Annotated in this window: 23 protein-coding genes; 15 read left to right on the top strand and 8 right to left on the bottom strand. The window is 61.9% G+C overall.

Features of this window, described 5'->3' with window-relative positions:
* Window positions 1-25: 25 nt before the first annotated feature.
* From ABFX29_RS01920 to ABFX29_RS01890, 7 genes are all read left to right on the top strand, one after another.
* Complete coding sequence (locus ABFX29_RS01920; protein WP_152227732.1) at window positions 26-1,168, top strand: ABC transporter substrate-binding protein; 1,143 nt, start codon at window positions 26-28, stop codon at window positions 1,166-1,168.
* Between the two features lie 323 nt (window positions 1,169-1,491).
* Window positions 1,492-1,947, top strand: coding sequence for a GNAT family N-acetyltransferase (locus ABFX29_RS01915; RefSeq protein WP_152227735.1), 456 nt, complete (start codon window positions 1,492-1,494; stop codon window positions 1,945-1,947).
* Window positions 1,948-3,466: 1,519 nt separating this feature from the next.
* Complete coding sequence (locus tag ABFX29_RS01910) at window positions 3,467-3,895, top strand: hypothetical protein (RefSeq protein WP_211372377.1); 429 nt, start codon at window positions 3,467-3,469, stop codon at window positions 3,893-3,895.
* A 578-nt stretch (window positions 3,896-4,473) separates the two neighbouring features.
* Window positions 4,474-4,728: a hypothetical protein gene (locus tag ABFX29_RS01905; protein ID WP_152227737.1), complete on the top strand. Its 255-nt coding sequence runs from the start codon at window positions 4,474-4,476 to the stop codon at window positions 4,726-4,728.
* A gap of 164 nt (window positions 4,729-4,892) precedes the next feature.
* On the top strand, window positions 4,893-5,912 hold the full coding sequence (locus ABFX29_RS01900) for a protein kinase family protein (protein ID WP_152227739.1): 1,020 nt from the start codon (window positions 4,893-4,895) through the stop codon (window positions 5,910-5,912).
* A 289-nt stretch (window positions 5,913-6,201) separates the two neighbouring features.
* The gene (locus ABFX29_RS01895) at window positions 6,202-6,855 is read left to right on the top strand and encodes a winged helix-turn-helix domain-containing protein (protein WP_152227741.1); all 654 of its coding nucleotides are present in this window, start codon (window positions 6,202-6,204) and stop codon (window positions 6,853-6,855) included.
* A 2-nt stretch (window positions 6,856-6,857) separates the two neighbouring features.
* A complete protein-coding gene (locus ABFX29_RS01890; RefSeq protein ID WP_152227743.1) occupies window positions 6,858-8,138 on the top strand; it encodes an MFS transporter in 1,281 nt (426 codons plus the stop codon).
* 193 nt (window positions 8,139-8,331) lie between these two features.
* Here ABFX29_RS01890 and ABFX29_RS01885 read toward each other — a convergent pair whose 3' ends face one another.
* The 3 genes from ABFX29_RS01885 to ABFX29_RS01875 all read right to left on the bottom strand — a co-directional run bounded on the left by ABFX29_RS01885 (window position 8,332) and on the right by ABFX29_RS01875 (window position 11,443).
* Window positions 8,332-9,441 carry a CU044_5270 family protein gene (locus ABFX29_RS01885; protein WP_152227745.1) on the bottom strand — a complete coding sequence of 370 codons (1,110 nt, stop codon included), beginning with the start codon at window positions 9,439-9,441 and terminating at the stop codon, window positions 8,332-8,334.
* A complete protein-coding gene (locus ABFX29_RS01880) occupies window positions 9,438-9,965 on the bottom strand; it encodes an RNA polymerase sigma factor (protein WP_152227747.1) in 528 nt (175 codons plus the stop codon). The genes ABFX29_RS01885 and ABFX29_RS01880 overlap by 4 nt, the downstream gene beginning before the upstream one ends.
* 683 nt (window positions 9,966-10,648) lie before the next feature.
* Window positions 10,649-11,443 (bottom strand): EamA family transporter, encoded by a 795-nt coding sequence (locus ABFX29_RS01875; protein WP_246167444.1) that lies wholly within the window; start codon window positions 11,441-11,443, stop codon window positions 10,649-10,651.
* 1,433 nt (window positions 11,444-12,876) lie between these two features.
* On the opposite strand from ABFX29_RS01875, the gene ABFX29_RS01870 reads away from it, so the two are divergent.
* Both ABFX29_RS01870 and ABFX29_RS01865 read left to right on the top strand, forming a co-directional pair.
* Window positions 12,877-13,182, top strand: a complete 306-nt coding sequence (locus ABFX29_RS01870) for a hypothetical protein (RefSeq protein WP_152227751.1) — start codon at window positions 12,877-12,879, stop codon at window positions 13,180-13,182.
* A 924-nt stretch (window positions 13,183-14,106) separates the two neighbouring features.
* Window positions 14,107-14,724, top strand: a complete 618-nt coding sequence (locus ABFX29_RS01865; protein ID WP_211372378.1) for a maleylpyruvate isomerase family mycothiol-dependent enzyme — start codon at window positions 14,107-14,109, stop codon at window positions 14,722-14,724.
* A 43-nt stretch (window positions 14,725-14,767) separates the two neighbouring features.
* Here ABFX29_RS01865 and ABFX29_RS01860 read toward each other — a convergent pair whose 3' ends face one another.
* From ABFX29_RS01860 to ABFX29_RS01850, 3 genes are all read right to left on the bottom strand, one after another.
* On the bottom strand, window positions 14,768-15,448 hold the full coding sequence (locus tag ABFX29_RS01860; RefSeq protein WP_152227755.1) for a hypothetical protein: 681 nt from the start codon (window positions 15,446-15,448) through the stop codon (window positions 14,768-14,770).
* Window positions 15,449-15,715: 267 nt separating this feature from the next.
* Window positions 15,716-16,243: an RES domain-containing protein gene (locus ABFX29_RS01855; RefSeq protein WP_246167446.1), complete on the bottom strand. Its 528-nt coding sequence runs from the start codon at window positions 16,241-16,243 to the stop codon at window positions 15,716-15,718.
* A gap of 232 nt (window positions 16,244-16,475) precedes the next feature.
* Window positions 16,476-16,616 carry a hypothetical protein gene (locus tag ABFX29_RS01850; RefSeq protein WP_170287750.1) on the bottom strand — a complete coding sequence of 47 codons (141 nt, stop codon included), beginning with the start codon at window positions 16,614-16,616 and terminating at the stop codon, window positions 16,476-16,478.
* A gap of 313 nt (window positions 16,617-16,929) precedes the next feature.
* Between ABFX29_RS01850 and ABFX29_RS01845 the strand changes: the two genes are divergently transcribed.
* The 5 genes from ABFX29_RS01845 to ABFX29_RS01825 all read left to right on the top strand — a co-directional run bounded on the left by ABFX29_RS01845 (window position 16,930) and on the right by ABFX29_RS01825 (window position 20,404).
* Complete coding sequence (locus ABFX29_RS01845; protein WP_152227757.1) at window positions 16,930-17,379, top strand: hypothetical protein; 450 nt, start codon at window positions 16,930-16,932, stop codon at window positions 17,377-17,379.
* Between the two features lie 177 nt (window positions 17,380-17,556).
* On the top strand, window positions 17,557-18,018 hold the full coding sequence (locus ABFX29_RS01840) for a hypothetical protein (protein ID WP_152227759.1): 462 nt from the start codon (window positions 17,557-17,559) through the stop codon (window positions 18,016-18,018).
* Window positions 18,018-18,224, top strand: coding sequence for a helix-turn-helix transcriptional regulator (locus ABFX29_RS01835; protein WP_152227761.1), 207 nt, complete (start codon window positions 18,018-18,020; stop codon window positions 18,222-18,224). Before ABFX29_RS01840 ends, ABFX29_RS01835 begins: the two co-directional genes overlap by 1 nt.
* Before the next feature lie 28 nt (window positions 18,225-18,252).
* Window positions 18,253-19,287, top strand: a complete 1,035-nt coding sequence (locus ABFX29_RS01830; protein ID WP_152227763.1) for a nitronate monooxygenase — start codon at window positions 18,253-18,255, stop codon at window positions 19,285-19,287.
* Between the two features lie 115 nt (window positions 19,288-19,402).
* A complete protein-coding gene (locus ABFX29_RS01825; protein WP_152227765.1) occupies window positions 19,403-20,404 on the top strand; it encodes an adenosine deaminase in 1,002 nt (333 codons plus the stop codon).
* Here ABFX29_RS01825 and ABFX29_RS01820 read toward each other — a convergent pair.
* Together ABFX29_RS01820 and ABFX29_RS01815 are read right to left on the bottom strand one after the other, a co-directional pair.
* Complete coding sequence (locus ABFX29_RS01820) at window positions 20,401-20,595, bottom strand: hypothetical protein (RefSeq protein ID WP_152227768.1); 195 nt, start codon at window positions 20,593-20,595, stop codon at window positions 20,401-20,403. The two genes, ABFX29_RS01825 and ABFX29_RS01820, sit on opposite strands and share 4 nt — an antisense overlap.
* Window positions 20,596-20,661: 66 nt before the next feature.
* Window positions 20,662-21,933 carry an APC family permease gene (locus ABFX29_RS01815; protein ID WP_170287751.1) on the bottom strand — a complete coding sequence of 424 codons (1,272 nt, stop codon included), beginning with the start codon at window positions 21,931-21,933 and terminating at the stop codon, window positions 20,662-20,664.
* A 128-nt stretch (window positions 21,934-22,061) separates the two neighbouring features.
* On the opposite strand from ABFX29_RS01815, the gene aspS reads away from it, so the two are divergent.
* Window positions 22,062-23,855 (top strand): aspartate--tRNA ligase, encoded by a 1,794-nt coding sequence (aspS, locus tag ABFX29_RS01810; protein ID WP_211372379.1) that lies wholly within the window; start codon window positions 22,062-22,064, stop codon window positions 23,853-23,855.
* The last annotated feature ends 22 nt before the right edge of the window (window positions 23,856-23,877 follow it).

Raw genomic sequence — 23,877 nt, 5'->3', positions numbered from 1 at the left:
TAATCGCCCGTATGAGGGGAAGCACATGAACACACGAAGGAAACCGCTCACAATCCTGGCCTCCGGACTGGCCGTCACCGCCCTGGCGCTGGCAGGCTGCGGCGGGGAATCCGGGGACGGCCCGGCCGCCGCCGATGAACTTACCCCGGTGAAGCTGCAGCTGCAGTGGTTCGCGCAGGCCCAGTTCGCCGGCTACTACGCGGCACTGGACCAGGGCTTCTTCGAGGAGGAGGGCCTCGACGTCGAAATCCTGGAAGGCGGTGCCGATATTGTGCCGCAGGATGTCCTGGCCTCCGGCGACGCTGACTACGCCATCTCCTGGGTTCCCAAGGTCCTCGGCTCGATCGAGCAGGGCGCTGCCATCACCAACGTGGCGCAGATCTTCGAACGAAGCGCCACCCTGCAGGTCGCCATGGCGGACTCGGGCATTGACGGTCCCGAAGACCTCGCCGGCAAGAAGGTTGGCTCCTGGGGCTACGGCAATGAGTGGGAGCTGTTTGCCGGTATGCAGCAGGCCGGCGTGGAGATCGATGACATTGAACTGATCCAGCAGGCCTTCGACATGAACGGCTTCCTCGCCGGGGACATCGACGCCGCGCAGGCCATGACCTACAACGAATACGCGCAGGTCCTGGAGACGGAGAACCCGAACACGGGCGAGCTCTACCAGCCGGAGGACCTCACCGTCATCGACTGGAACGAAGAGGGCACCGCGATGCTTCAGGACGCCATTTGGGCGGACACACAGCGGCTCGAGGATGACGAGGAGTACCAGGAAACCACGGTTGCCTTCATCAAGGCCGCCATCAAAGGCTGGGCGTATGCGAAGGACAACCCTGAGGAAGCGGCGGAGATCGTGACCGGGGCCGGGTCCACGCTGGGCACGAGCCACCAGCTGTGGATGACCAATGAAACGTCCAAGCTGATCTGGCCGTCCACGAACGGCGTTGGCCTGATCGATGAGGCTGCGTGGGAACAGACGGTTGAGATCGCGCTGGGCACCAAGAACGAAACTGGTGCAACGATCATCAGTGAGGAGCCGCCGGCCACGGCCTGGACCAACGAGTACGTGGAGAAGGCATTGGCGGAGCTGGAGGAAGAAGGCGTAGACACCAAGGGTGCGGACTTTGCGCCCATTGAGGTTGAGCTTCAGCCCGGAGGGAACTGACCCGGTTTGAACCCGTGCCGGCCTGGCCGGCGCATCGCTGGTTCGGCTTCTTGTCCGCCCGCCGGGCGGCCGGGGCTGATGGTGGTGTGCCGGCCAGGCGTCTTTTCGTTGGAGTCCAGCCGGGGTAGTTGCCGGTCAAAAAGCTGTAGCGTTTGGGCTACCCTCACCGCGAATCAATGCGGGCGGGGTATATGCGACTCGGGAGTCCTGGGAGCGATCGGGGTGGCGCAGTCGGATTCTTCGAGGGAGTGCCGCTGCGGTTAGGGACCGGCTTACGGGCATGAGTCATGGGGCGCTGCGGCTCGCCGAGTACGCTTTAGTCCATGCAGATTCGTGAAGCCACCCTGGATGACCTGGAACATGTGGCTGCGGTTTGTGATGCCGGCGGTCGACCACGCTGGACCAGCGCAATGATCGTCCCCAGAGACCAACGAGTCGTGTTGGTGGCTGTCATGCAGGGCGCAGTTGTCGGGGTGGCCAAGACCCATCACTACCCGGGTCCCGAAGACAACGCGCCAGCAGGCCACTATCTCGGTGGAGTGGAAGTCGCTCCGGAGTTCCGTCGGCGAGGAATTGGTTCTGAACTCACCCGGGTGAGATTGGAATTGATCTGGGCATGGGCCTCAGCCGCTTACTACTTCACGAACGAACACAACACGGCGTCCATCCGGATGCACGAGACGCACGCGTTCCGGCCCGTCGCCCGACTCCGGGAGATCCGAGGAGTAACCGCGGACGACGGCCGGTCTGAGCTTATTCTGTTCGAGGCGTCCCGATAAACGATCCCCTGTGGGCTATTGATGTTAACCCCGTGGTTTGTAGTTTGCATGTCGCTACGGACCTGCTACGGACGAACTCGGAAACCCAAAACTGATCGATTGCGGCCGCTTGCTTCGCTATCCCATGGACCACGGGTGGACAGTGCTACGAGAGCAAGTCCGAGCAGTACAAACCAGATGTACCCCCACGAGGCCGCCGTCGCGATTCGGAGAATTCCAGCCATAGCAACGAAACTGCCGGTGGAGAAGAGGAAGCGTGTCATTTTCCAGCTGAACATTCCGTGTTTGGCTCGCATCCGTCAACAGTACGTGAGCGGATTTTTCAACGCAGTCCACCCTCGTGGCCCGCGCCTAATTGCAGACTGCCTCGGGTTAGGGTGACTCACTCTCCCGTTCAGCATTCCGCTTGCGGATCACTGAACGGAAGTCGCCTCGGCGTGCTGCCCATGCCGAGCGTCGCGGTGAAGGATCCCTAAATGGAACGTCTCTCCATGCGTTGGCTGCGATCGTCGCATTCAACTCGGCATTGCGCGCGAATAGTCCCTCTTGAGGTTCCCGTGCAAAGAGAGCCGCCCTACGTCTTCGAAAAATCTCTGAAGAGAATTCCTGATGCCCACAGAGCTAAGATTTCAGGATGAACAAGGGGAGCACAGGTCTGGAAGAGTCAGGCTCGGCCACTCGCGCGTGCGCTTTCATCCCGTCAACGCATCGTGGCCTACCGATGCTGCGCCTATTCCTTCCTTTTCGAGACCCCTCTCTCGATGAGAGCGAAAACATTGTGCGATGGTCCCGATACGTCTCCCTAGAAGATCATTCTGCTTCGCTGGATTGGTTTGAAGCGACCGCGGAGATAGCCGAGGACGAACCGTCCATTCGCGGACTCGTCTCCTGCATGGGCGAGCTGGATGAGGAAACTGCGACCGCCCTTCGGGATGCGATTGGCACTGTCAAGCTGCAATGCCTCCGGTGGATGGGCTACGCGGAAGCACCACGGACCAATTCGCCAAGGCGAGTATTCGGGGAGGAATACTTCGAGGCACACCTCAGTCCTGACGATGTGACGGCCGGACGAAGGGTCCCGGAGTTCGCGTGGGATGCCGACCAGCGTTTTGCATGGGGTGGCAGGCTGTACCCGGACTCTTTGATTGTGGCCGCCGAGCCATCCATCTTTCGGCAACTGATGAATGACTCCCGCGTCGACACTGTGTCGGTGAGGGCAGATCGAGATTTGCTGCCCTGGAGCGCCGGCGACTGACCTCTCGGCCGCTACCGGGTCTAATGGACACGGATGTCCCAGTGGAGGATCCTTCACCGCGATGCCAACCGGTGTCAGTGACATGATGAAGTGGTGACGTTCCTTCCCTGCAGTGACCAGACGCCCGCGGATTGGATCGCGACTAGCGACGTCAATTGGTGGAGCGTGGTCACGCTGGGCCCTCCAGGGTTCGGCACCTAGGCACGACTGCGGTTCATCCCAGATCCGGCCTATGAAGGCCAGACTGAAAACGAAGTTGCCGGCATGTACAACGTCCCGTCAGATACTGACCAACTTCGTCTCGCGGTCAAGACGTTACTCCAGCACGCCAGTCCGATCGTCGATGGGTATGTGCTTCTGTGGGACGGATGGGGTGAGGATGCGTTTCCGGAAGCCGTGCTGCGTACGCCCCGCGTGGTGCTCCCGAACCGTGAGTACTACCTGTGCAAGGTCTCGCTGGCAGGTTTTGTCTCAGGGATCGTTGAAAACGCCTGGCATGCGGAAACGAATCACCCCATGCCCCTTCCGTCCTTTATATGGCCCTCGGACCAGACCTGGTGCATCACCAAAGATGTCGATCCCCATTGGGCCGGCATCGGCGGTGATCAGGATCTAATGGAGCAACTACTGGCCGAACATAGTCTCGACGTTGTTCCCCTCGAGACGAACGAGATTCTGCCCTTTTACTCGTAGTGGAAAGAACCGATCCGCCGGTGACCGGGTAGTCCAGGAGGGCTGAAGCGGGGCCCGAGCGTCGCATTGAAGGATCCCTCACTGCAACGCCTGGCATGGGCAGCGCGGCGAGGGACGTTCAATCTGGGGCCTCTTGCCGGAAACCGTACCGCTTCGAGAATTAGAGCGAGGAACATCGTTTCAAATGGTCCCTTCAAAACCGGGGGGGATAGGGTGAGCCATGACTTCTGTGCGGCGTCGTCCGTCCCCCTTGATCGCAGTGATAGGCGGGGTGACAGCCCTGGCGCTTTTTCTCATTCCAGGATGGCTGCCGGCAGAGTTCCGATCGCGTTGGGAATGGGTCATCGCTATCAGTCAGTGCATTGCCGCAATAGCAGCGGTGGTCTATGTCGCATGGTTCGTTCTACGGCAGCGAGACGACTATTGGCGCGAACGTGGAAAGGGCCCCAAACATCCCGATCTGTGAGTGATAGCTCTGTGACGGAGAGTCCCGTTCACGGATGCCTATCGGTCACGTGACTATCCCGGGCTCGGTCAGGACCAGTAATGGATGTTAGCGTCCTCGAGGAGGACACAGGATGGCACAGAATAAAACCGTTAGCGGCAAGTCACTCCTTTATTTCCTCGGCTTCTCGATCGTTATCGGAATCGTTGTGGGTTTAACTCAGGGCTGGCAATACGCTTTACTCGGCCTGGGCGCTGGGTTGGGCCCAATAGTTGGTGTCTACCTCGGCAATAAGAAGGCAGCAGAGGTGGATGCGTACCGCGCCGAGTGGCTGGGGAAGCGAAAGGCACGCCGCGAGGGACGTTCGACCGAAAACTCCACCGAGTAGGTGTGTCCCGTTCAGGGATCGGCTTATGAGACAAAGCAGTCGCCGCAAGGCGCTTTCAAATAATCCGTTGGCCGCTGCGACGCACATTCCTTGCTAGGGGGATGGCGCCAGAGCGTCGCGGTAGGGGACCGGACGCGGCTAGCACTGGGCCTTAGGGTGTAGTGATGACGGTCCGTATAGACGAAGCCCAAACCATCTCCTCTATTCTCGATGGACTGGATGACGCGGGCGTTCGGACGCTTGTCAATGATGCTGATGAACTGGGCATCGGCATTGGGGGTACAACTAAAACAGCGCGCATTGGTGAATCCACTGTCTTCGTGAAACAGCTCCCACTGACAAGCATCGAAGAAACGGATCCAACCGCCACTACGAGTCGCCTCCAGATTTCTTTCGTTTCCCACTACGGGATAGGAAGCCCTACCCATGCGGTTGGGCGGGAGTTGGCAGCACATCAGGCGACGTCCGAGTGGGTTCAAGCGGGACTGGTGGATTTCTTTCCGCTCCTGCTCGGCTGGCGAGTCATTGATTCGAAGTGCGCGGCAGACCTAAGCGAGTTTGACGGCGATTCTGCTCCTCGCCAGTGGGGACCATATTGGCCTCAGGTCCAGAGCAAGCTGGCCGCGATGAAGAATGCGTCCAGAAGCCTGGTGTTGTTCCTTGAGTACGTGCCGGAGACTCTGGGCGCCTGGCTGCGCAGGAGCTTGGCCGAGGGCACTGGCGGGACCGTCTTTCCTGAAGTTGTCGACCAGCTTCTGAAAGCCACGGCATGGATGAATAGCCAGGGCTTCCAGCACTTTGACGTGCACCCGGGAAATATCCTCATCCGGGAGGGCAGGCTGCTCTTCACAGATTTCGGTCTGGCGCTTCACCGCGACTTCGACCTCACGGCGGAAGAAGAAGCATCCATGCCCACGCATAACGGCTTCGACCGTGATTCTGCCCTGATGCACCTATTCCATTGGACGTTATTTGAACTCGGCTACACTTCCGGTACGGCGCGTCTGGAGTTTTTGCGTGCTGTCGCCGCTGACCCCACCACGTCGGCACTGGTCCCGGTTCGAGCCGCACTCGGCAGAGGTGCTGACCTCATTACGCAGTATGCGAGGATCGCTGTCTGTATGACCGAGATGTTCGGTGCCCTCATGCAAAATGCTCTGGCAATGGGATACCGACAGCCGTAGGGCTTTGGCCCGAGAAGGCTAACCTGTCCCGCTCAAGGATCGGCTTGCGGGACAGCGCGCTGCGTCGCAGCGAGGGCCACCAAGGGAACGTCTCCCGCGCACTGCCCATGCCGCCCGTTCCAATGGGGGATTGCAAAACGGGGCGCGGCCAATTGGGTCGGCCGTCCGTTGCCCTGCGATGCCTGGGAAGCGATGCCTGGGAAGACCCACTCCCGGCTGTAGTCAATTCAGCACCGTCCAGAAAAGAAGAGTCCTTGATTAATGTTTCTTTATCAAGGACTCTTTAGGTATGACACGATCGGCGCAGCCCTCATCCGGCGATGCATCTAAGGGGGTCACCTACCGTGGCCCAGCGCAAGAGCAGGTAATCAGCGATCCTGTTCGCATTCGCGCTCTTGCCCATCCTGTGCGACTGGAGCTGTTGGATTTTCTTGACTCTGCGGAAAAGGCAACGGCAACCGAGTGCGCGGCGGCGATCGGTGAGTCCGTGGCCAGTTGCTCGTACCATCTGCGGATGCTTGCGAAGCACGGCTACATTGAACAGGTCGATCAGCCGGGACGTGAAAAGCCGTGGAAAGTCGTCTCGCACCGACGGTCGTCGGTTATTGATCGCGATGCCCCGGGATCTGTGCATGCTGTCTCTGCCATGGCCAGCATCTTCGTGCACCGGCAACTGGACCGTATCCAGTCATGGCTCCAGCGCGCTTCGCAGCTGCCGGTGGACGATGTCGACGTGTCTAGTGTCACCAGTGCTGCTTTTTATGCCACACATGAAGAGATCCGGCAGTTTCGGGCGGATCTCTGGGAGCTAGCCCGACGCTTCGACGATCGGCGGCAACATCCGGAACTGAGGCCCGATGACGCGGTGCCGGTGCAGCTCTTCTCGGTGTTGAATATCGATCCGGACCGCCCCGCGCATCGAGATAACGCCGAGGACATGTGAGCATGGCTGCGGACAAGTCATCTGCAAAGCAACCGGGACCCGCGGCTGTTCCGACGACCCTGGACGGTGACACGGTGTCACCGACTGGTGGCACCGGCACAAACCGCGATGCTCTTTCAGTTCCAGCGTTCCGCCGCCTCACCCTTGCGTGGGTATTCAGCAACTTCGGGGACTCAGCGCTCTTCCTGACGGCCGCGATCTGGGTGAAGCAACTCACCGGAAGCGACACGGCGGCGGGGCTGGTGTTTGTAGCTCTCGGCCTTCCAGCTCTCTTAGCCCCTCTCACCGGCCGACTCGCAGACCGGTTCAGGCGAAAGCCCCTGCTGGTCATCAATAATCTCGGCGCTGCCGCTGTGGTCCTGGTCCTGTTGGGTGCTCAATCTGCTGACCATCTGTGGCTGATATACCTCATCGTCTTCGTATACGCGACGTCCAACTACGTGACTTCTGCGGCGCAATCCGGCTTCCTGCGTGACATGCTGGCAGACCGTCTTCTCGCTCCAGCAAACGGGATATTGAGCAGCGTTGATCAGGGGCTGCGCATCATCTCACCCCTGATCGGAGCTGGTTTGCTTGGTCTCTGGGGAATGGGCGCAGTGGTGCTGGCAACAAGTATCTGTTTTACCCTGGCAGCCTTGGTGCTCATCACGATCAAAGTCTCCGAAACAGAGTTGGACAGGAGCAGCGAGAGTTTTTGGCACAGCACAACGGCCGGCTTGCGTTTCCTCACTCACCACCAAGTACTGGCACCCGCAATGCTAACGCTCAGCATTGCCGTGGGCGCTACCGGGATCTTCAACGTCACTATCTTTGCGGCCATCGAACGAGGCCTCGGCCTGCCGCCCGAGTTCCTTAGCGTACTGGTCAGCGTACAAGGCGCGATGGCTATCGTTGGCGGTCTCACTGCCAGTCTCCTCATCCGCAAACTCGGCACCCGTGCCGTCATCATCTTCGGCGTATTCACTCTGGGCATCGCCGTGCTCGCATCCGCTGTACCCTCAGTGCCCGTGGTCATGGCGGGCTCGGTCCTCACCGGGCTGAGCGTCACCTGGACCGTCGTCGCGTTCGTCACCCTGCGCCAAACCGAGAGCCCGGCAAGCCTGCAAGGGAGAACCTCAGCTGCCACCAGCATGCTCATCAATGTGCCTCAGGTTGCTGCGAACATGATCGCGGCGGCACTCATCACCACAATCGATTACCGGGCGCTCATCATCGCAACAAGCACGATCTGTCTACTAGGGACGCTACCTCTCCTGCGAAGCACAATGCAGCGAAAAAAGTAGGAAACTTGTCGCGGTGAAGGATCCCCCACCGCGACATCGGTTGAGGGGCCGAAGGTCCCCCTCCACGGAGGAGGCATTGATTGCCTACATCTATCACTCCTCGGATTCTGATTCTGATCGAACAATGGACCCGGGATGCAGTCACCCCGGGTCCATGAGCGGCACGTAGGACCGTGCGCTCAGACTGGTGCGGTTAGGGCGCCGAGTCCACCACGGAAGTCCTGACCGAGGTCCAGCTCGAGACGGTCCCGGCGGGAGAGCCTAGAGAGTCGTCCAGCAGCACGTCCTGTTCCCCGATCACCAGCCCCGAAACGGGATCAATGATGATATCGGCCCGCGATGTTCCTTCCAAAGAGGGGATACCGATGGCGATTCCCGTTCTGCCGTCTACCGTTGCCTGTAGGTCTCCCACAGTGACGCCGGGAATCATGGCAGCAGCTTTGTACATCGCGGCTCGCAGATCGGCAGGGACAGCCCCGGTGCGCAGACCGTCAGCGATGGTGACGAAGGCTGCTATTTCCGGGGATTTGTTGGCGCCCTTGGTCCGCTCATAGATGAGGTCCAGCAGAGCGCTGGGATCCCGGGGCAGGGTTCCGGCTTCGTTCAGGGTTGTGCCGATGATGACTATCGGTGCTTGCCCATAGAAGGCTCCGCCCAGGCCACGCTGAATTCCGACCGTCGGGTTCGGCTGGCCGTCCTTCCCAATCTGCGACAACTTGGCGATTTCAGCGGCTGCCGCCTTGGCTGCGTCGGACGAGGACTCCAGCGGTATCCGCTCTCCGCGGTTCCAGACCCATTCCCCGTTCTTATCTGCCGGTATGTAGAGCTGGTCGCTGGCGGTTGCCTGCCAGGAAAGGTCGCTGCCGTCAGGCATTTGCATACCACCCCATGTCAGCTCAGTTGTGTCGATCTTCAGGTATTGGCCGGGACCTACCACGGGGTCGGAGGTCCGGATGGTTGCTTCCGCAGCGTTGCTCAAGATCTCGGCGGCTTCAGCGGTAGCGCCGGGACCTCCTGGGCGCACCACGTCGGCCACCACAACCCCGCCCACCAGCAAAGCCGCAGCCACAGAGGCCAGCAGGACACGACGCCGAAGACGCGGCGGGGCACCCCGGCCATATTCAGGAAGCGGAGGAAGAGCATGCAGGCGGGAAACCGAGGCGCTCCGTACCGTGTGCGGAGAATCCATGACGGCTAGCGACCTCGCGCGGCTGCGAGCAAGGTCGTTTTCGCTGACGGAACGTGCGGGATCAACGGAGGAGAGCATGCTTTCAAGGTCTCCCGGCAGATTGGTATTGCTCATTGTTTCGCTCCTTCTGAAAGTGATTCCGTTTCGAGCAGGCGGCCGAGTGCCTTACGGGCCCGGTGCAGGCGCATCCTGACGGCGGTGGCACTGGTGTCGAGCAGGTCCGAGACTTCGCTGGAGGTAAAGCCGTCCCAATAGGTCAGTAGGAGGACTTCTCGTTCATCCGGGCCGAGCCGGGCGAGTGCCTCATGGAGACGGGAGTCTTCTTCGTTCCGCTCGTGGTCCCGTTCGAGCTGAAGGGCGCCCAGAAGACTCGCGGACCGGGATGCTGACCGGTCGTGGTTGCGGAGGACGTTTTTCGCGATCCCGAAGAGCACCATGACGGAAAGTGATTCGTCCGTCCCCGTCTTTTCCCAGGTGATCCGGAAGACTTCGGCGCACAGGTCTTCAGCGGTCGCGGCATTATCTGTCCGACGGCGGAAATAGCGGTAAATGCGGTCGTGACAGGCAGCGTGGGCAGCCAGGAAACGTTTCTCCCTGTCCATGTCCCGCTGTTCCTTCCGGAGGGTTTGTAGGCTCATGCCCTGTTAATGTCCGGCAGCCACCAAAGTGTAACCAGACGATCAAACCATTCCGTAGTGCTCTTCTTCTTGGCACGCGTCAGTTGAGATGACTCAGATAGTTCAGTCCCGTAAGCCAATCCTTGAGCGGGACTCGGCCTGCTGCCGTACTAGGGTGGCCGTATGCCAAAGAATACGTGGTTAGCAGCCATTGCCCTTCTCCTCATCAACGCTACAAGCGGTCTCGCTTTCTTCTTCCTTTCGCTGCCTGAGCGGTCGGAATGGGGGAGCCTGACAACCGGAATCATCTGCGGCATCGTGACGACGCTTCTCATCATCAATTACAGGAGAACCTACCCATCCCGAGCGAACACGCCGGTGTGACTCTCTCGTGTGGCGCTGGGCCGGAAGCTGACCATAAGGGTCTCCCTTCAGCGGGACGGCAGACGTCATGTCTCACCACGGCGGCGCTATTGGAGGATGCCGGCATGTCTCACAAGCCGATCCTTTTACGGGACAGTGCGTGTGTAGCCCCTTAGCCGGGTGTCCCATTGAAGGAGCGACACACGGAACATGAAAGGCAGCAACGATCCCGTACATAACCAAGCGTTCTGCGCTGCGGTTCACAGCTTCGGACCCAATGCGCTCGACCGGGTATAAACAGTGGGGTGCTGACTGGGATTCTCAGCCAGCACCCCACTCTACTAAGGCTGGACATCTCCCGGCGGTGCCGTGGCAGTCCGGCCGCTTCGCCAGATGATGGCCGCACCCGACGCGATGACCAAGCCGATACCGGCTGCCGCCGAAACTGACAGTTTCTGATTCAGCGCCAGAGCGCCGACTACGGCGGCTGCCGCTGGATCAACGGCAAACAACGTCCCAACTACACGCGGAGACGTGAGCTTTGTCGCCAGGAAGTCCAATGTGTAAGCCAGCGCGACCCCCAGCAGGGCAGATATCAGCACAGCCGCCCAATCTGCTGATTCCAGCTTTGGCACAGCAGGCAGCGAAAACGGCGAGAGCAAGAGGGCAGCAACCCCAACTGACAACGCCAGACCCTGTACACCGGCGCTGTCCTGACCAACCCGGCCGGCCATTAGCGTGTAGGTTCCAAACGCGACCGCCGCTCCCAGGCCGAATAGGACACCGGCTTCGTCGACCTCGGACTGGACACCCGCGGTGGCGGCGACCCCGGCCAGTGTCAGGAGGGGCAGGAACCTGTCGATAGGCCCCTTCGCTCCGAGGCTGGCCACGGCCAGCGGGCCGAGGAATTCCAGAGTGACTGCCAAACCAAGCGGAATGCGTTCAAGGGCGCTGTAAAGCAGTACGTTCATGGCAGCCATAGCTGCCCCGTATAGCAGGATTCCGGACCAGGCACGCGAGTCCAGCCTGTGCATCCGGGGACGGGCAATGGCAAGGAGAAGGAGGGCAGCCAGCCACAGCCGCAGCCCGCTGGTACCGAGGGTGCCGGCAACGGCAAATACGCCGCTAGCCAGCACGGAAGATATCTGGATGCTGATCGAACCGATGAGGACGCAAACTGCGCCCGTTAGGGCACGCGAACGCGAAGAGAGATTGTGGAACACGATAACCGTTTCTGGGCAGACCGGAAGACCGGTCGTTGACGGGGAAGTCAGACGACAGGCAGCCGCTCAGAAAGAATTAGGAGAATCCGCGATGCCTGTCAGCGGCGCGCGGACGGTCCTCGGCGGGCAGAACAGCCCAGGTTACTCATCGGGTCCATAGAAGAAGCGTATTGGCGGAACTGAACCAAGGCCAACTGTGACTATGCACCACGGGAGTAATGGACCGCTTCTTCATTTCCCGTAACGCTTGTTTGCTGGCTCCAGTCGTGCCGTCCGCCTAGCTAGGGGGTGCGTACGCTTCGCAGCGGGTCTGGAGTTCACTAGCAGCCGCGGTCCAGGTATCCACGTTCAAGTTCCACGACGCGTCTGGGTTCTCAGCCTTCCGGAGAACATTCTCAGTGGGGGAGGAGAACTGCTTCACCAGAAGGGACATGTCCTCAGGAGCAGCTTTGGCGATGGTTAGTATCTGATCAGATCCGGCTCGGCCCTAAGCCCGGTACTTGTCCGCCGAGCTGTACAGGAATTTTCAGGGAGGCTAGGAGAAGGAAATGAATCCCCAGGCAAAAAGATGCCGTATATCCTCTTGGCCACTACCGCCCTCATCCTTTTTGCTGTCGGTGACTTTGTTGGTTGGAACCAGTGGGTAACCGTGGTCATCGTAACGGTACCTCTCGTCGTCATGGCTGCGTTTGCCATGCTTTCTGGGCGCAGCCGAATCGCTGACGAGGGAGGATTTCATATTGAATCTCGGGGACCTTTGTTAGATGGACAGATGCTTGTTGACGTTCCGATGGTGTCCTTTCCACCGGTCATACAGCAGGCGCTTAAGGGGATGAGACGGTTTCGGATCCGCAACACCTCTGACGGGGGCGCAGAAATCCGCACGTCTTGGACGACGAATGCTTGGGGTGAGGACCTTTCTCTGACCTGCGAAAAGACTGACTCAGGCTAGACACTCATCAAGGTCGTCTGCACTCCCAGTAGTCCGTTCGACGGCCGTCGACTGGGTGCAGAGTGCTTGTGATCTTCGTTCTGTCTTCAAGGCCATCGCCAGCCAAGCGGAGTCGGTGATGAAGAGTGAAAGCTAACTGGGGTCATGCCGCGGTCAGGGATCACCTAACAGGACCCCTCCAGTGCTTACCTTCGGAGTGAATCCTGCACCGTCCGCTAGGCTGGGGCCGTTGCATCGATGGGTGTGGCAGCGGGTCAGGGGGACCACCATTAACAGAAAACCGTCAGTAAGAATGATCGTCGTACTAGCGATCTTGGGTGGCTTTGTCCTTGGAATAGGAACCACGCCCATATCTGCGCCTGATGAATCCGCTGGTGAGACCGGCCCAGTTGCAATGGCAACCATAGCGTCGATGGGGTCTTCGGGGCTGACGGATGATCCTGCGACAGCGGTCTACGAACCGTTCATCGCGTGTTCCGCTGATTATCCCAACGGTCCCGGCGCGGCCCTGGACCGGAGCAACCTGATCGGGCCGGAGAACAGCGTGATGGTTTCACCCGAGCAGATGAGAGCCATGGGCCTGCCGGAATCAGAGGTCACAGCCCAGGCACACGCATGGAATGACTTGAGCCCCGAAATGCGCGAAGAGCAGCTGTGTCGTGCTGCTCAGCAGGACGATGTCACCGACGAATCCCGTTGAGCGGCCATTCTGCTTTTGATGAGCTGGGTTGTCACTGGAGAGATCACGGCCTTTCGAATAACCCTGCAAGCTTGCAGAACCAAGGAACTCGCTGATGATGGATCACGGGGCCCGGCTTAGAACTCGTCAACGACGAAGGCGCGCCGTGAAGCTCGCTATCGTTCTCTTTCTCGCTGCCTGGGTGGGATCTGTTGCCTTCAGCGCTGTAAACGAAGGTGCCGTTCCTCCCGTCTCGGAGTTCGGGACCATTCCAGCGCCCAGCACGGCAGGAGAAATTTCACAATTCTGTGGCTCTGGAGGCTGCTGGTGGGAAATGGACGTTGACATCGAATCCCCGCAGACTGCAAGGTCTTTAGTTGCCGATCTGGGGCTGGCATCGGAGCGTTGCGAGCCGCTGAACGTGTGGACGTTGCGCAAGACATGCACCGGCCGTGCTGAAGGTGTTGGGGGTCTTAGGATCTACCTGCGGTCTGACTTCTTGCTGTCCAAGTATTAGACGCGTCCCGCTTTAGCTGGCGAAAAGCGGAGTGTCGCGGTGGGGATACCTCGAGCGGGACACCTGCCGTTCCCGGCGATCAGGATCAGGTCATTGCCCGTCTGCGTCTGTTTGGCGAACTGACTTACTCAACACCTTGAGCACAACGAGAATTGTGACGAACAAAGCAAAAATCAATGCATTTCGGGGGTGGAGACAATCTAGCCTTTGAGCGCTTGTCCGGCCAGCAACTATGTGTCGTGTTTTGCACGAGACGACCTCATCCGGCTGGCCGGAAGGAGCCCCAACGCTGAGGCAGCGGTCCACATCACGACGTTCCTCTCCAGCTAGGACAGGCTGCAGTCAACCCTTCTCCTTGCCCAATCGCGCGCGCTGAGGAATCCTTATCCGGACGTTGCAATGGGAGGGATGACGGTGTGGAGCGGAACGTGGTCTGGCAGAGCATCGACGTCGAACGGGAAGCTCTCGCGGACCAGCTTCAGCACATAGACGAGGCGCAGTGGTCAACTCCTTCGCTCTGCGCTGGCTTGACAGTACGTGAGGTGCTCGCGCATCTGACTGTCAGCGGAGCGGTCTCGGGGCCCCGTTGGTTCGCGGGCGTCGTGCGTGCCCGGTTCGACTTCGACAAACAGGTGGACGACCGCCTACGCGAGCAGCTGGGTACCTCCTCCTCAGAGACCCTGAACCGATTCCGCTCGACCATCGGCAGCCGCACATCTCCGCCGCTTCCGAGGCTCGCGCTGCTAGGCGAGATGATCGTTCACGGCGAGGACATCCGTCGGCCGCTTGGCCTGGTGCGCGATTACCCGGCCGCGGCCCTCGTCGCGTTGCTGCGTTACTACGCGGGTACCGATCAAGTGGTCATCGCCAAGAAACGGGTTCGCGGCCTGCGACTGGAGGCGGTGGACACGGGCATCAGCATTGGGGAGGGCGACGTCGTGCGCGGTAGTAACCTTGCGCTCATCATGGCGATGACGGGCCGCAGCCCCTACTGTGCCGAGCTTGCCGGCCCGGGCGTAGCCGAACTTGTCGCCCGCTCAGGCTGATAACCCGCGGTCGGTCATGTGGACGGAGCAACATCCATCCTTTTCAGCTTCGGGTCGTAAACCGGACCTGGATCCGTTTGAGTTCCGCGCGTGGCAGTACCGCGGTCACGACGCCGCCACCAGCGAGGCGGGCTCCGATCCCGTACACGAACGGGTCGGTATCGACCTCTGCGCCCGGTACGCTGACGCCGTTCACGACGGTTCTGGCCTGGCCGTTGACCATCCGGCCGGTTACCAGGGGCGCTTGCTGCTCGAAGGGATTACTGCCGGGCCAGAGCTCCTGACGGTACTGGTTCATCAGGATGTGGTTCACGTGGTCCGCCAGGAGGTATTGAAGCGAAGAGTGCGGCTCACGCTGCCACGTGGTTCGAACCGCCTCCCACAATTGCGGATAGCGCAATCGCTCCATTTGTTCGATCAGCCAAGGGGGCCGCGGCCATGGCGGAACTTCCTCCATCGCCCTGCCGGTCTCCTCATCGAGGTCCACGACGTTAACCGGGTCTGAGCGGTCATCCGGATTTCGCCAGAGTGTGTAGGTGATGCTCGCTGTCATCTCGCAGTACCCCCGGTCATCCAGCACGGAGTTCACGCTCACGGAGTCCGTGTCCTCCAACGACGGCTGGGGCGCGAGCCCCAATACCGGGATAGGCATGCGCTTGAGGTCCTCGACCCATTCAGCACGGGGGTCGGGCGCGTCTTCGGGAAGAATTCCAACCCAATCCATGCCTCGACTATGAATCACACGAGGGTGCCTGTAAACGGGAATGAAGTGAGGGGCCCCAATATGAACAACGCCTGTTAGAAGGTCATGCCCGTCCGGACTCGGGGACACCATCGATGCCTTCAACACGTTGACGAACGTAGCTGCCATCTCGAAGCCACACACACCGCGGGCCCATCTACTACGTGGAGAAAAAGGAGTCTTACCGCCGGTGCATCGTCTTGCCGCCGCCGGAGATGCCAGTGCATGTTTTCCGCAACGTGCAAAGGTTCACCGACCCGCAACGTTTCGATGCAGGGCTTGCGTGACGGTCGGAGCGTCAGCTTTGTTCCAGCTGAAAAGCGTCAGATGCCACAGATGCGGCTGCTTGCGTGAAGGGTCGATCAATCCCTGGGCACCAAAGCCCTCCAGCACCTCGCGGACCTTCCACGAGGCGGGCGAACCGCCGGCGGCAACAAGTTCCTGCCAGTCCGCTGCGGCGTCCGCTGGATCCACGCCCATTCTTTTCAAGGCTTGATGATCACGCAGATCCACGATGCGCTCGGCCTGAACCCCGAACTCCAGCACTTCGAGCCGGGGAGCCCGATGATCCGTATGGGCGATCATGGCAACAGCGACCCCCTCCCGCGAGGAGCTGAGGTACAGGGTTGGTGTATTCGGCGGTGAATACCGGCCCGCGGATCTGGAACCTTCCAGGGCTGCGCTACGGTACTCGGGATCGACGGCCCGAAAGAAGGAGCCGGTTACCGTGCACATCAAATCGCCGTCCCGGCTCACCTTCGGTTCATTGCCCTGCACTTTGACGGCCTCCGCGTTTTTGGAAGTTCAACCTGGACTGCCAGCTTGCCATGACCGTGGTGTAGACGGGCCTCGGGACATAGCTCACCGGGGACACGAGTGTGCGGCCTCGCCCGGCAGCGAGCACTGACTAAGCTGAATCAGTGCCATAAGGACCCCGTGTCGGACAGCCCTTGCATTTGCGAGGCCGCGCGTAGAACAGTTGGGCGAATGCGCTCCCATGTCCTTTTCATCAGCGGCCGCGGGGCGCGGGGTGGGCCAGATCCAGGTAGTCGCCCTCCTTATCGAGCAGGTTCGCCATGGAGGCACTCTGGCCGAGCAATACCGACCAGCTCCATCCGTCAGAGGTGGCGGCCCAACTGCTTTCACTCACTAATTGGGCCGAGCCTCGGATCTCGCCGCGGCCGCATCCAGGTTTCGTCACGACGTCAGCAGACGTCCCGGTCAGGAAACTCGCAACCGACTGAAGGACTCGGTGGCAGACGGCGGCTGCCCTCTTGAAACTGGCGTTACCACCCGTTCCTGTAGCCGGAGGCCTGTGTAAGACTTCGCGCATGAATGGTCCCCAACGGGATGTGGGAATAAAGAATTGGATACGGCTGCATCCGTACCAGGCACTTGCACTGGGCTATGTGGTCTTTCTGGCATTCATAACTGCAGTGAGCCTCGTGAGGGACTCTGCGGACTTGGCTAATGCCCTGTTCAGCGCCTTGCTCTACTCCCTGGTTTACTGGCTTGGCGCATTGTTCCAGGTACGAACTGTCCGCAAGACCAAAAAGCGGCTCGATGAGCACGGGCAGTCCAAGGCGTATATCCGCTACCCGAATTCCCGTCCGGGTTCACTCAGCGGGATCTGGAACCAGGGAATTGCGGCTCCCGAGTCCGGGTTTATCCGCTTCCAGCCTGCTGTGTACAACAATTTGGAGCCTTCAGGGCGAGCAACTGATTTCATGGTGCAGGAAGTGCTCCCTGATCGCCGCAAGGTAAGCCGCAAAGAGCGAAAATTCCTCTGGGACTCCGGATACGAAGTCATCACCCTGATTACCGACGCGGGCACAGTCGAACTCGCTTCCAGTCCGGAATCACTGGACAAGCTCGTCAAGGTCCTGGCGTCGGACCCTGGGGTGCAGCCCTGAACGTCGCCGGTTCCCTGTGGTCAAGGCGGTATCCACGGAAGCAGGGTCAAGCCTGTTTAGCCCATCGGCACGTGTCGCAGACAGCCGACACGCAGGGTCAAACAAGCTTTACGTACAACTTGCTTGACAGTACAGTTTCCTTGACAGGCGGGTTGCTAGCTGGAGGAAGACTGACTGATGACTGTACAAAATGCCCGGAGTAAATGGGGCAGAGCGAAGTTTGGCGGCAGTACCGCACAGCTGCTGTGCGCCTCGCTGGCAGCCGGAGTGCTCCTGTCTGCCGCGCTGGGCTGGCTCTTTATGGTGCTGCGGAATGGAGACCGTCCGCTGCTGTCCTTCGCTGTTATGGCAGTCTTCACCCTGCCCGTTGCAGCTGTGCTCGCCTGGGCAGTGCTCGTTGACCGCTCTACCCTGGCCGGGGCCCTCGAAAAACCCGAGGACTCCGTCGAATCCGCCTGGTACGAAAAAGCGGCCAGCGGAGCGTTTACGGACATTCTCCTGGTGGGGGGACTGGGCTGCGCCGCCCTCACGTTCCTGGGAACCGAGGGCACTGCCGGGCTGGTCCTGGGAGGCGTGGTCGCGTTCGCCATGCTTGACTTCGGCGCGCGCTACCTGTGGCTGAAGAAAACCGCTGCCTGATGGAGAACACCCTGACCCGCCGCCGCTCAGAACTCGGCTGGTCGCAGCAGCGCCTCGCCGACGAACTGGGGGTGTCGCGGCAGACCGTCATCTCGATCGAAAAAGGCCGCTACGATCCGTCGCTGCCGCTGGCCTTCCGGCTGGCCGCCGTTTTCGAGTGCCGGATTGAAGACCTGTTTACCCCCGGTCACGCGCCCGGCAAATGACCGGACAGAAAGACAGAAAGGCGCCGCGATGACAAACTCTCTGCTTCCCTCCCGCCTGCCGATAGCCGCAGCGCCCATGGCCGGCGGACCAACGACGACGGCGCTGGCCGCCGCAGTTGCCGCAGCCGGCGGATTCCCGTTCCTGGCAGGCGGCTACAAAACGCCGGAAGCCCTGGCGCAGGAAATCAGCGTGCTGCGCGCCGCCGGGCTGCCCTTCGGTGTGAACCTTTTTGTTCCCGCCCCTGAAACCGTCGATGAAGCAGCCTTCCGAACCTACGCCCGCGCGCTGCAGCCTGAGGCGGACCGCTATGGGCTGATCCTCAGCGAGCATCCCGTGGACGATGACGATTCCTGGGCGCAAAAGCTGGCGCTGCTGATTCAGTATCCGGTCGACGTCGTGTCGCTGACCTTCGCCCTCCCGGCGGCGTCGGATATCGCCGCGCTGCAGGCTGCTGGAAGCAAAGTCCTCGCTTCGGTAACCACACCCGCGGAAGCACGCCAGGCACAGGCCGCCGGCGTCGACGGCCTGGTGGTTCAGGGACCGCGGGCCGGCGGGCACAGCGCCACGTTCGACCCCGCCCGCCGGATCGATGAGGTGTCCACCGCAGACCTGGTCAGGGCCGTCCGGGCAGCAGCAAGCCTGCCGGTCATCGCTGCCGGCGGCGTCGACGGCCCGGCAGCATTCGAGGCCCTGCTGGCAGCCGGCGCTGAAGCCGCAGCGGTCGGCACCCTGTTGCTCCTCGCCGACGAAGCAGGGACTTCGCCAACGCACCGGGCGGCACTGACCGCCGGTGCTTTCTCCGAGACCGTGCTTACCAAAGCCTTCACCGGCCGCCCGGCGCGGGCGCTGCGCAACGGATTCGCCGTCCGGCACGGCTCCCACGCACCCGCCGCCTATCCCGCCGTCCATCACCTCACCCGGGAGCTGCGCCAGGCCGCCGGCAAAGCGGGCGACGCCGATACCCTCCACCTGTGGGCGGGCACCGGCTGGCGGAGCGCGCCCCGGCGTCCGGCAGCGGACATCATCGCTTGGCTGTCCGGGCCGGAACACACCCTGCAGTAGCCAATCTCACGCGGCAGCAGAGCCGTTCCGGAACGCTCGAAGCTCTTCGGGCATCCTAGGCTGGAAGCAAGGCCGCGGCTCACCGCCGCCACCCGAAACCTTTGAGAGGACCGTCTTGAGCAAGCTGCCCTGCGCCGAACTCCACCTGCACATTGAAGGAACCCTGGAGCCGGAGCTGATCTTTGAACTGGCTGCCCGCAACGGCATCGAGCTGCCCTACGCGAACCTGGACGAGCTCCGTGCCCGCTACGAGTTCACGGACCTGCAGTCCTTCCTGGACCTCTACTACGCCAACATGGACGTGCTGCGCACCGAAGCCGACTTCGCCGCCATGACCCGCGCCTACCTTGCCCGCGCAGCTGCCGCCGGGGTGCGTCACGTTGAAATGATGGTGGATCCCCAGGCCCACCTGGCCCGCGGTGTCGCACTTGAAACCTGCATTGGGGGAGTGGCGTCCGTGCTGGAGACCTCTGAGGCGGAGTTCGGTATCTCTACGGCGCTGATCGCGGCATTCCTGCGTGACCGACCGCAGGAGGAAGCGTCACGGGTCCTGGCCGACCTGGTGGCCATGGACGCGCCCATCATCGGCATAGGCCTGGACTCAGCGGAGCTGGGCAACCCGCCGGAGGACTTTGTACCGCTCTACGAGCAGGCCCGTGCCGCCGGCCTGAAGCTCGTGGCGCACGCGGGGGAGGAAGGGCCGTCCCACTACATCGAACAAGCACTGGACCTGCTGCTGGTAGACCGGATTGACCACGGTATCCGCTGCATGGATGACCCGGAACTGATAGCACGGCTTGAACGCGAGCAGGTTCCACTGACCATCTGCCCGCTGTCCAACGTCCGCCTGCAGGCGGTCGATTCGCTGGAGAGCCACCCGCTGCCGCTGCTGCTGGAACAGGGGCTGAACGTTTCGGTGAACTCCGACGACCCGGCATACTTCGGCGGCTACGTTGATGACAATTTTGCCGTCCTGCGCGAAACGTTCGATCTCAATCCCGCCCAGCTGGCCAGGCTCGCGGAGAACTCCATTACGGCGTCGTTCGCGTCCCCGGAACGCAAGGCTGAGCTGCTCGCGGAGATCGAGGCATGGCTCCTGGTGGAGGGAATCGACTAAACCTCGTGGTGCTTCCGGGCTAGCCGGAACGAGATGAGAGTCAGAAGAACCGCGGCCGCCAGAAGGGCTGACGCGGTCCACACCAGGGCGCTCTTTTCCGGAAGGGAAAGATTCAGGACCAGAGCCAGTGCCAGCAGCAGGAGCTGCGTGACCAGCAGTTTCCGGCCCGGAACCTTGTTGGACTTCTGCATGTAAACCCCCATGTCATAGCCGTGTTGCTGGCTCCCACGATACAAGTTACCTGTGACCCAGGGGAGTCAGCGTCCGCGGCGGAAGGTCAGTCTCACCACGGCACCGGCAACAACCGCCATCAGCCCCAGCGAAATATCCAGCAGCGGAAGAGACAGCGCCAGCAGGAGCGATCCGGCGATTCCGACCACATTCAGCACCCGCGGTGTGTACCAGCGCCGTTTATGCAGCGTAAAGGCAATGACGGCGGTGCCGCCGGCGTACAGCAGCCCGGTGAACGCAGCGACGCCCAGCAGGGTGGACAAAGGGAATGCAAGGACCAGGGCGATGACGACGACGGCGCCGGCCGCCACGCCAACCCACGCGATCTCGGGCCGGCCGCGCAGCAGGGAGCGTTTCCGGCCGAACAGCGGCGGCAGCTCACCCTCGGCTGCCATCGCCGCGCCGATCCGCGCGCAGCCGGCATTCAGGGCTGAAAGTGCCCCCAGCCCGGCAGCGGCCGCAGCGATCAGCACCACGCCGGTGCCCACCCCTCCGCTGAGCTCGGCCGCCGGGACCAGCAGGGGAGCAGGCTCTGCAGCGAGCGACGCCGGCCCGAAGAAGTTCAGCAGCGACTGGCCCAGCACCAGATACAGGCCCAGCACGACGGCGATGGCCGCCGGCAGCGCCAATGGAATGTTGCGTGCAGGGGAGCGTACGTGCGGTCCGAGTGAGGCCAGGTACCCGTAGCCGATGAAGGCAAAGTAGAGCAGCGCAGAGGATTCCAGTAGTCCGGCAAACCCCGGCTCGGGCAGGGTTGCCAGCTTGGGGTTGCCGCCGGGCAGATCGGAGTTGAATGCCACCACGGCCACAAAGGCAAGCACCGCAATAACGAAGGCCACGATGAAGCGGGACACCCAGTCGCTGCGGGTCGCCCCAAACAGGTTGAGCACCGCGGTCAGGGCGACGGCCGCGACGGCCACCGCCACCGCGTAGTCCGGGGCCAGATAGGTGCCCAGCATCAGTGCCGCCACCCCGGCGGCCGCCAGCCGCGAGCACAGGAAGACCCAGCCGGTAACGAACGCCGCTGTGGGACCGAGGATCACCCGCGCGGCCCGGGTGCCGCCGTCGTCGTAATTGGCCTGTCCCTCGTTCAACGCCGCACTGATCTGGAAAATCGCGACGCCGCAGGCATAGGCAACGACGGCGGCAATCAGCAGCGGGATGGCAAGCGGGCCGCCGTCGGCACTCACCGCAGCGGGGAAGACAATAAACACGCCCGCGCCGACAATGGAACCGATGCCGGCAGTCGTCGCGTCGAAGCCGCCCAGCGGGCGGGCAGTGGCAGCGTTGCCGGACAAACGGGCCTCCAATCGGTCAGCCCTTGGCCGGGAAGCGCGGGGAACACCGGTAAACTCAAAGAAGATCTCTACTCACAATGGGCGGAAACAGGTGGTTTCCGCAACCAATCGAAGTTGAAAGGACTGCTGTGCTGCGCACACATGCCCTTGGTTCCCTGAGGGCCGAGCATATTGGACAGACTGTCACCCTGGCCGGCTGGGTTGCCCGCCGCCGGGACCACGGAGGCGTTGCTTTCCTCGACCTGCGTGATGCCTCCGGCGTTGCCCAGGTTGTTGTCCGCGAAGAGGACGTCTTCCACGGCCTGCGCAACGAGTACGTCCTGCAGATCACCGGCAAGGTGGAGCGCCGCCCCGAGGGCAACGAGAACCCTGCCCTGGCCACGGGCGAGGTGGAGGTCATTGCCGACGACGTCGTCATCCTCAACACTTCCGATCCGCTGCCGTTCCAGATCGACGAGCACGTGGAGGTCGGCGAGGAAGCCCGCCTGAAGCACCGCTACCTGGATCTGCGCCGTCCGGCACCCGCCGCCGCCATGCGCCTGCGCTCCGAGGCCAACCGCGTAGCCCGCGAACTGCTCCACGACGAGGGTTTCGTTGAAATCGAAACCCCGACCCTGACGCGCTCCACCCCCGAAGGCGCCCGCGACTTCGTGGTCCCGGCCCGCCTGGCACCCGGCTCCTGGTACGCGCTGCCGCAGTCCCCGCAGCTGTTCAAGCAGCTGCTGCAGGTAGGCGGCTTCGAGAAGTACTACCAGATTGCCCGCTGCTACCGCGACGAAGACTTCCGTGCCGACCGCCAGCCGGAGTTCACCCAGCTGGACATCGAAGCGAGCTTCGTTGAAGAGGACGACATCATTGCCCTCGGCGAGCAGATCGTCAAGGCACTCTGGAAGCTGATCGGCGTCGAGATCCAGACTCCGATCGCCCGCATGACCTACGCAGACGCGATGGCCCGCTACGGTTCGGACAAGCCGGACCTGCGCTTCGGCCTGGAGTTGACCGAGCTCACCGAGTTCTTCAAGGACACCACCTTCCGCGTCTTCCAGGCACCGTACGTCGGCGCCGTCGTCATGCCCGGCGGTGCCTCGCAGGCCCGCCGCACCCTGGACGCCTGGCAGGAATGGGCCAAGCAGCGCGGTGCCAAGGGCCTGGCCTACGTGCTGGTCCAGGAAGACGGCGCCCTCACCGGCCCGGTCGCCAAGAACCTCACCGACTTCGAGCGCGAAAACCTGGCCGGGAAGGTCGGCGCCAAGCCCGGCGACTGCATCTTCTTCGCCGCCGGCCAGGCCAACGAGGCCCGCGCCCTGCTCGGCGCTGCCCGCGTTGAAATCGGCCACCGCACCGGCCTGATCGACCCGAAGGACTGGGCTTTCGTCTGGGTTGTTGACGCCCCGATGTTCGAGCCCGCCGCCGCAGCCGTGGCAGCCGGTGACGTGGCTGCAGGTGAAGGCGAATGGACCGCGGTGCACCACGCGTTCACTTCCCCGAAGCCGGAGTTCCTGGACACCTTCGACAAGGATCCGGGCTCGGCCCTGGCTTACGCCTACGACATTGTCTGCAACGGCAACGAGATTGGCGGCGGTTCAATCCGTATCCACCGCCGCGACGTCCAGGAGCGCGTCTTCAAGGTTATGGGTATCTCCGAGGAGACGGCCCAGGAGCAGTTCGGCTTCCTGCTTGAAGGTTTCAAGTACGGCGCTCCGCCGCACGGCGGCATCGCCTTCGGCTGGGACCGCGTGGTGGCCCTGCTGGCCGGCGCCGACTCGATCCGCGACGTCATCGCGTTCCCGAAGTCCGGCGGCGGTTACGATCCGCTGACCTCCGCTCCGGCTCCGATCAGCGCCCAGCAGCGCAAGGAAGCCGGCGTTGACTTCAAGCCGGAGAAGAAGCAGGAAAAGCCGGCTGAGACGCCCGCTTCCTAGGCATATCCAGCCCGCATAGCGA

It is taken from the genome of Arthrobacter gandavensis, assembly GCF_039528575.1.
Taxonomy (GTDB): domain Bacteria; phylum Actinomycetota; class Actinomycetes; order Actinomycetales; family Micrococcaceae; genus Arthrobacter_B; species Arthrobacter_B citreus_B.
This window is presented reverse-complemented; position numbering and strand designations above follow the sequence as displayed.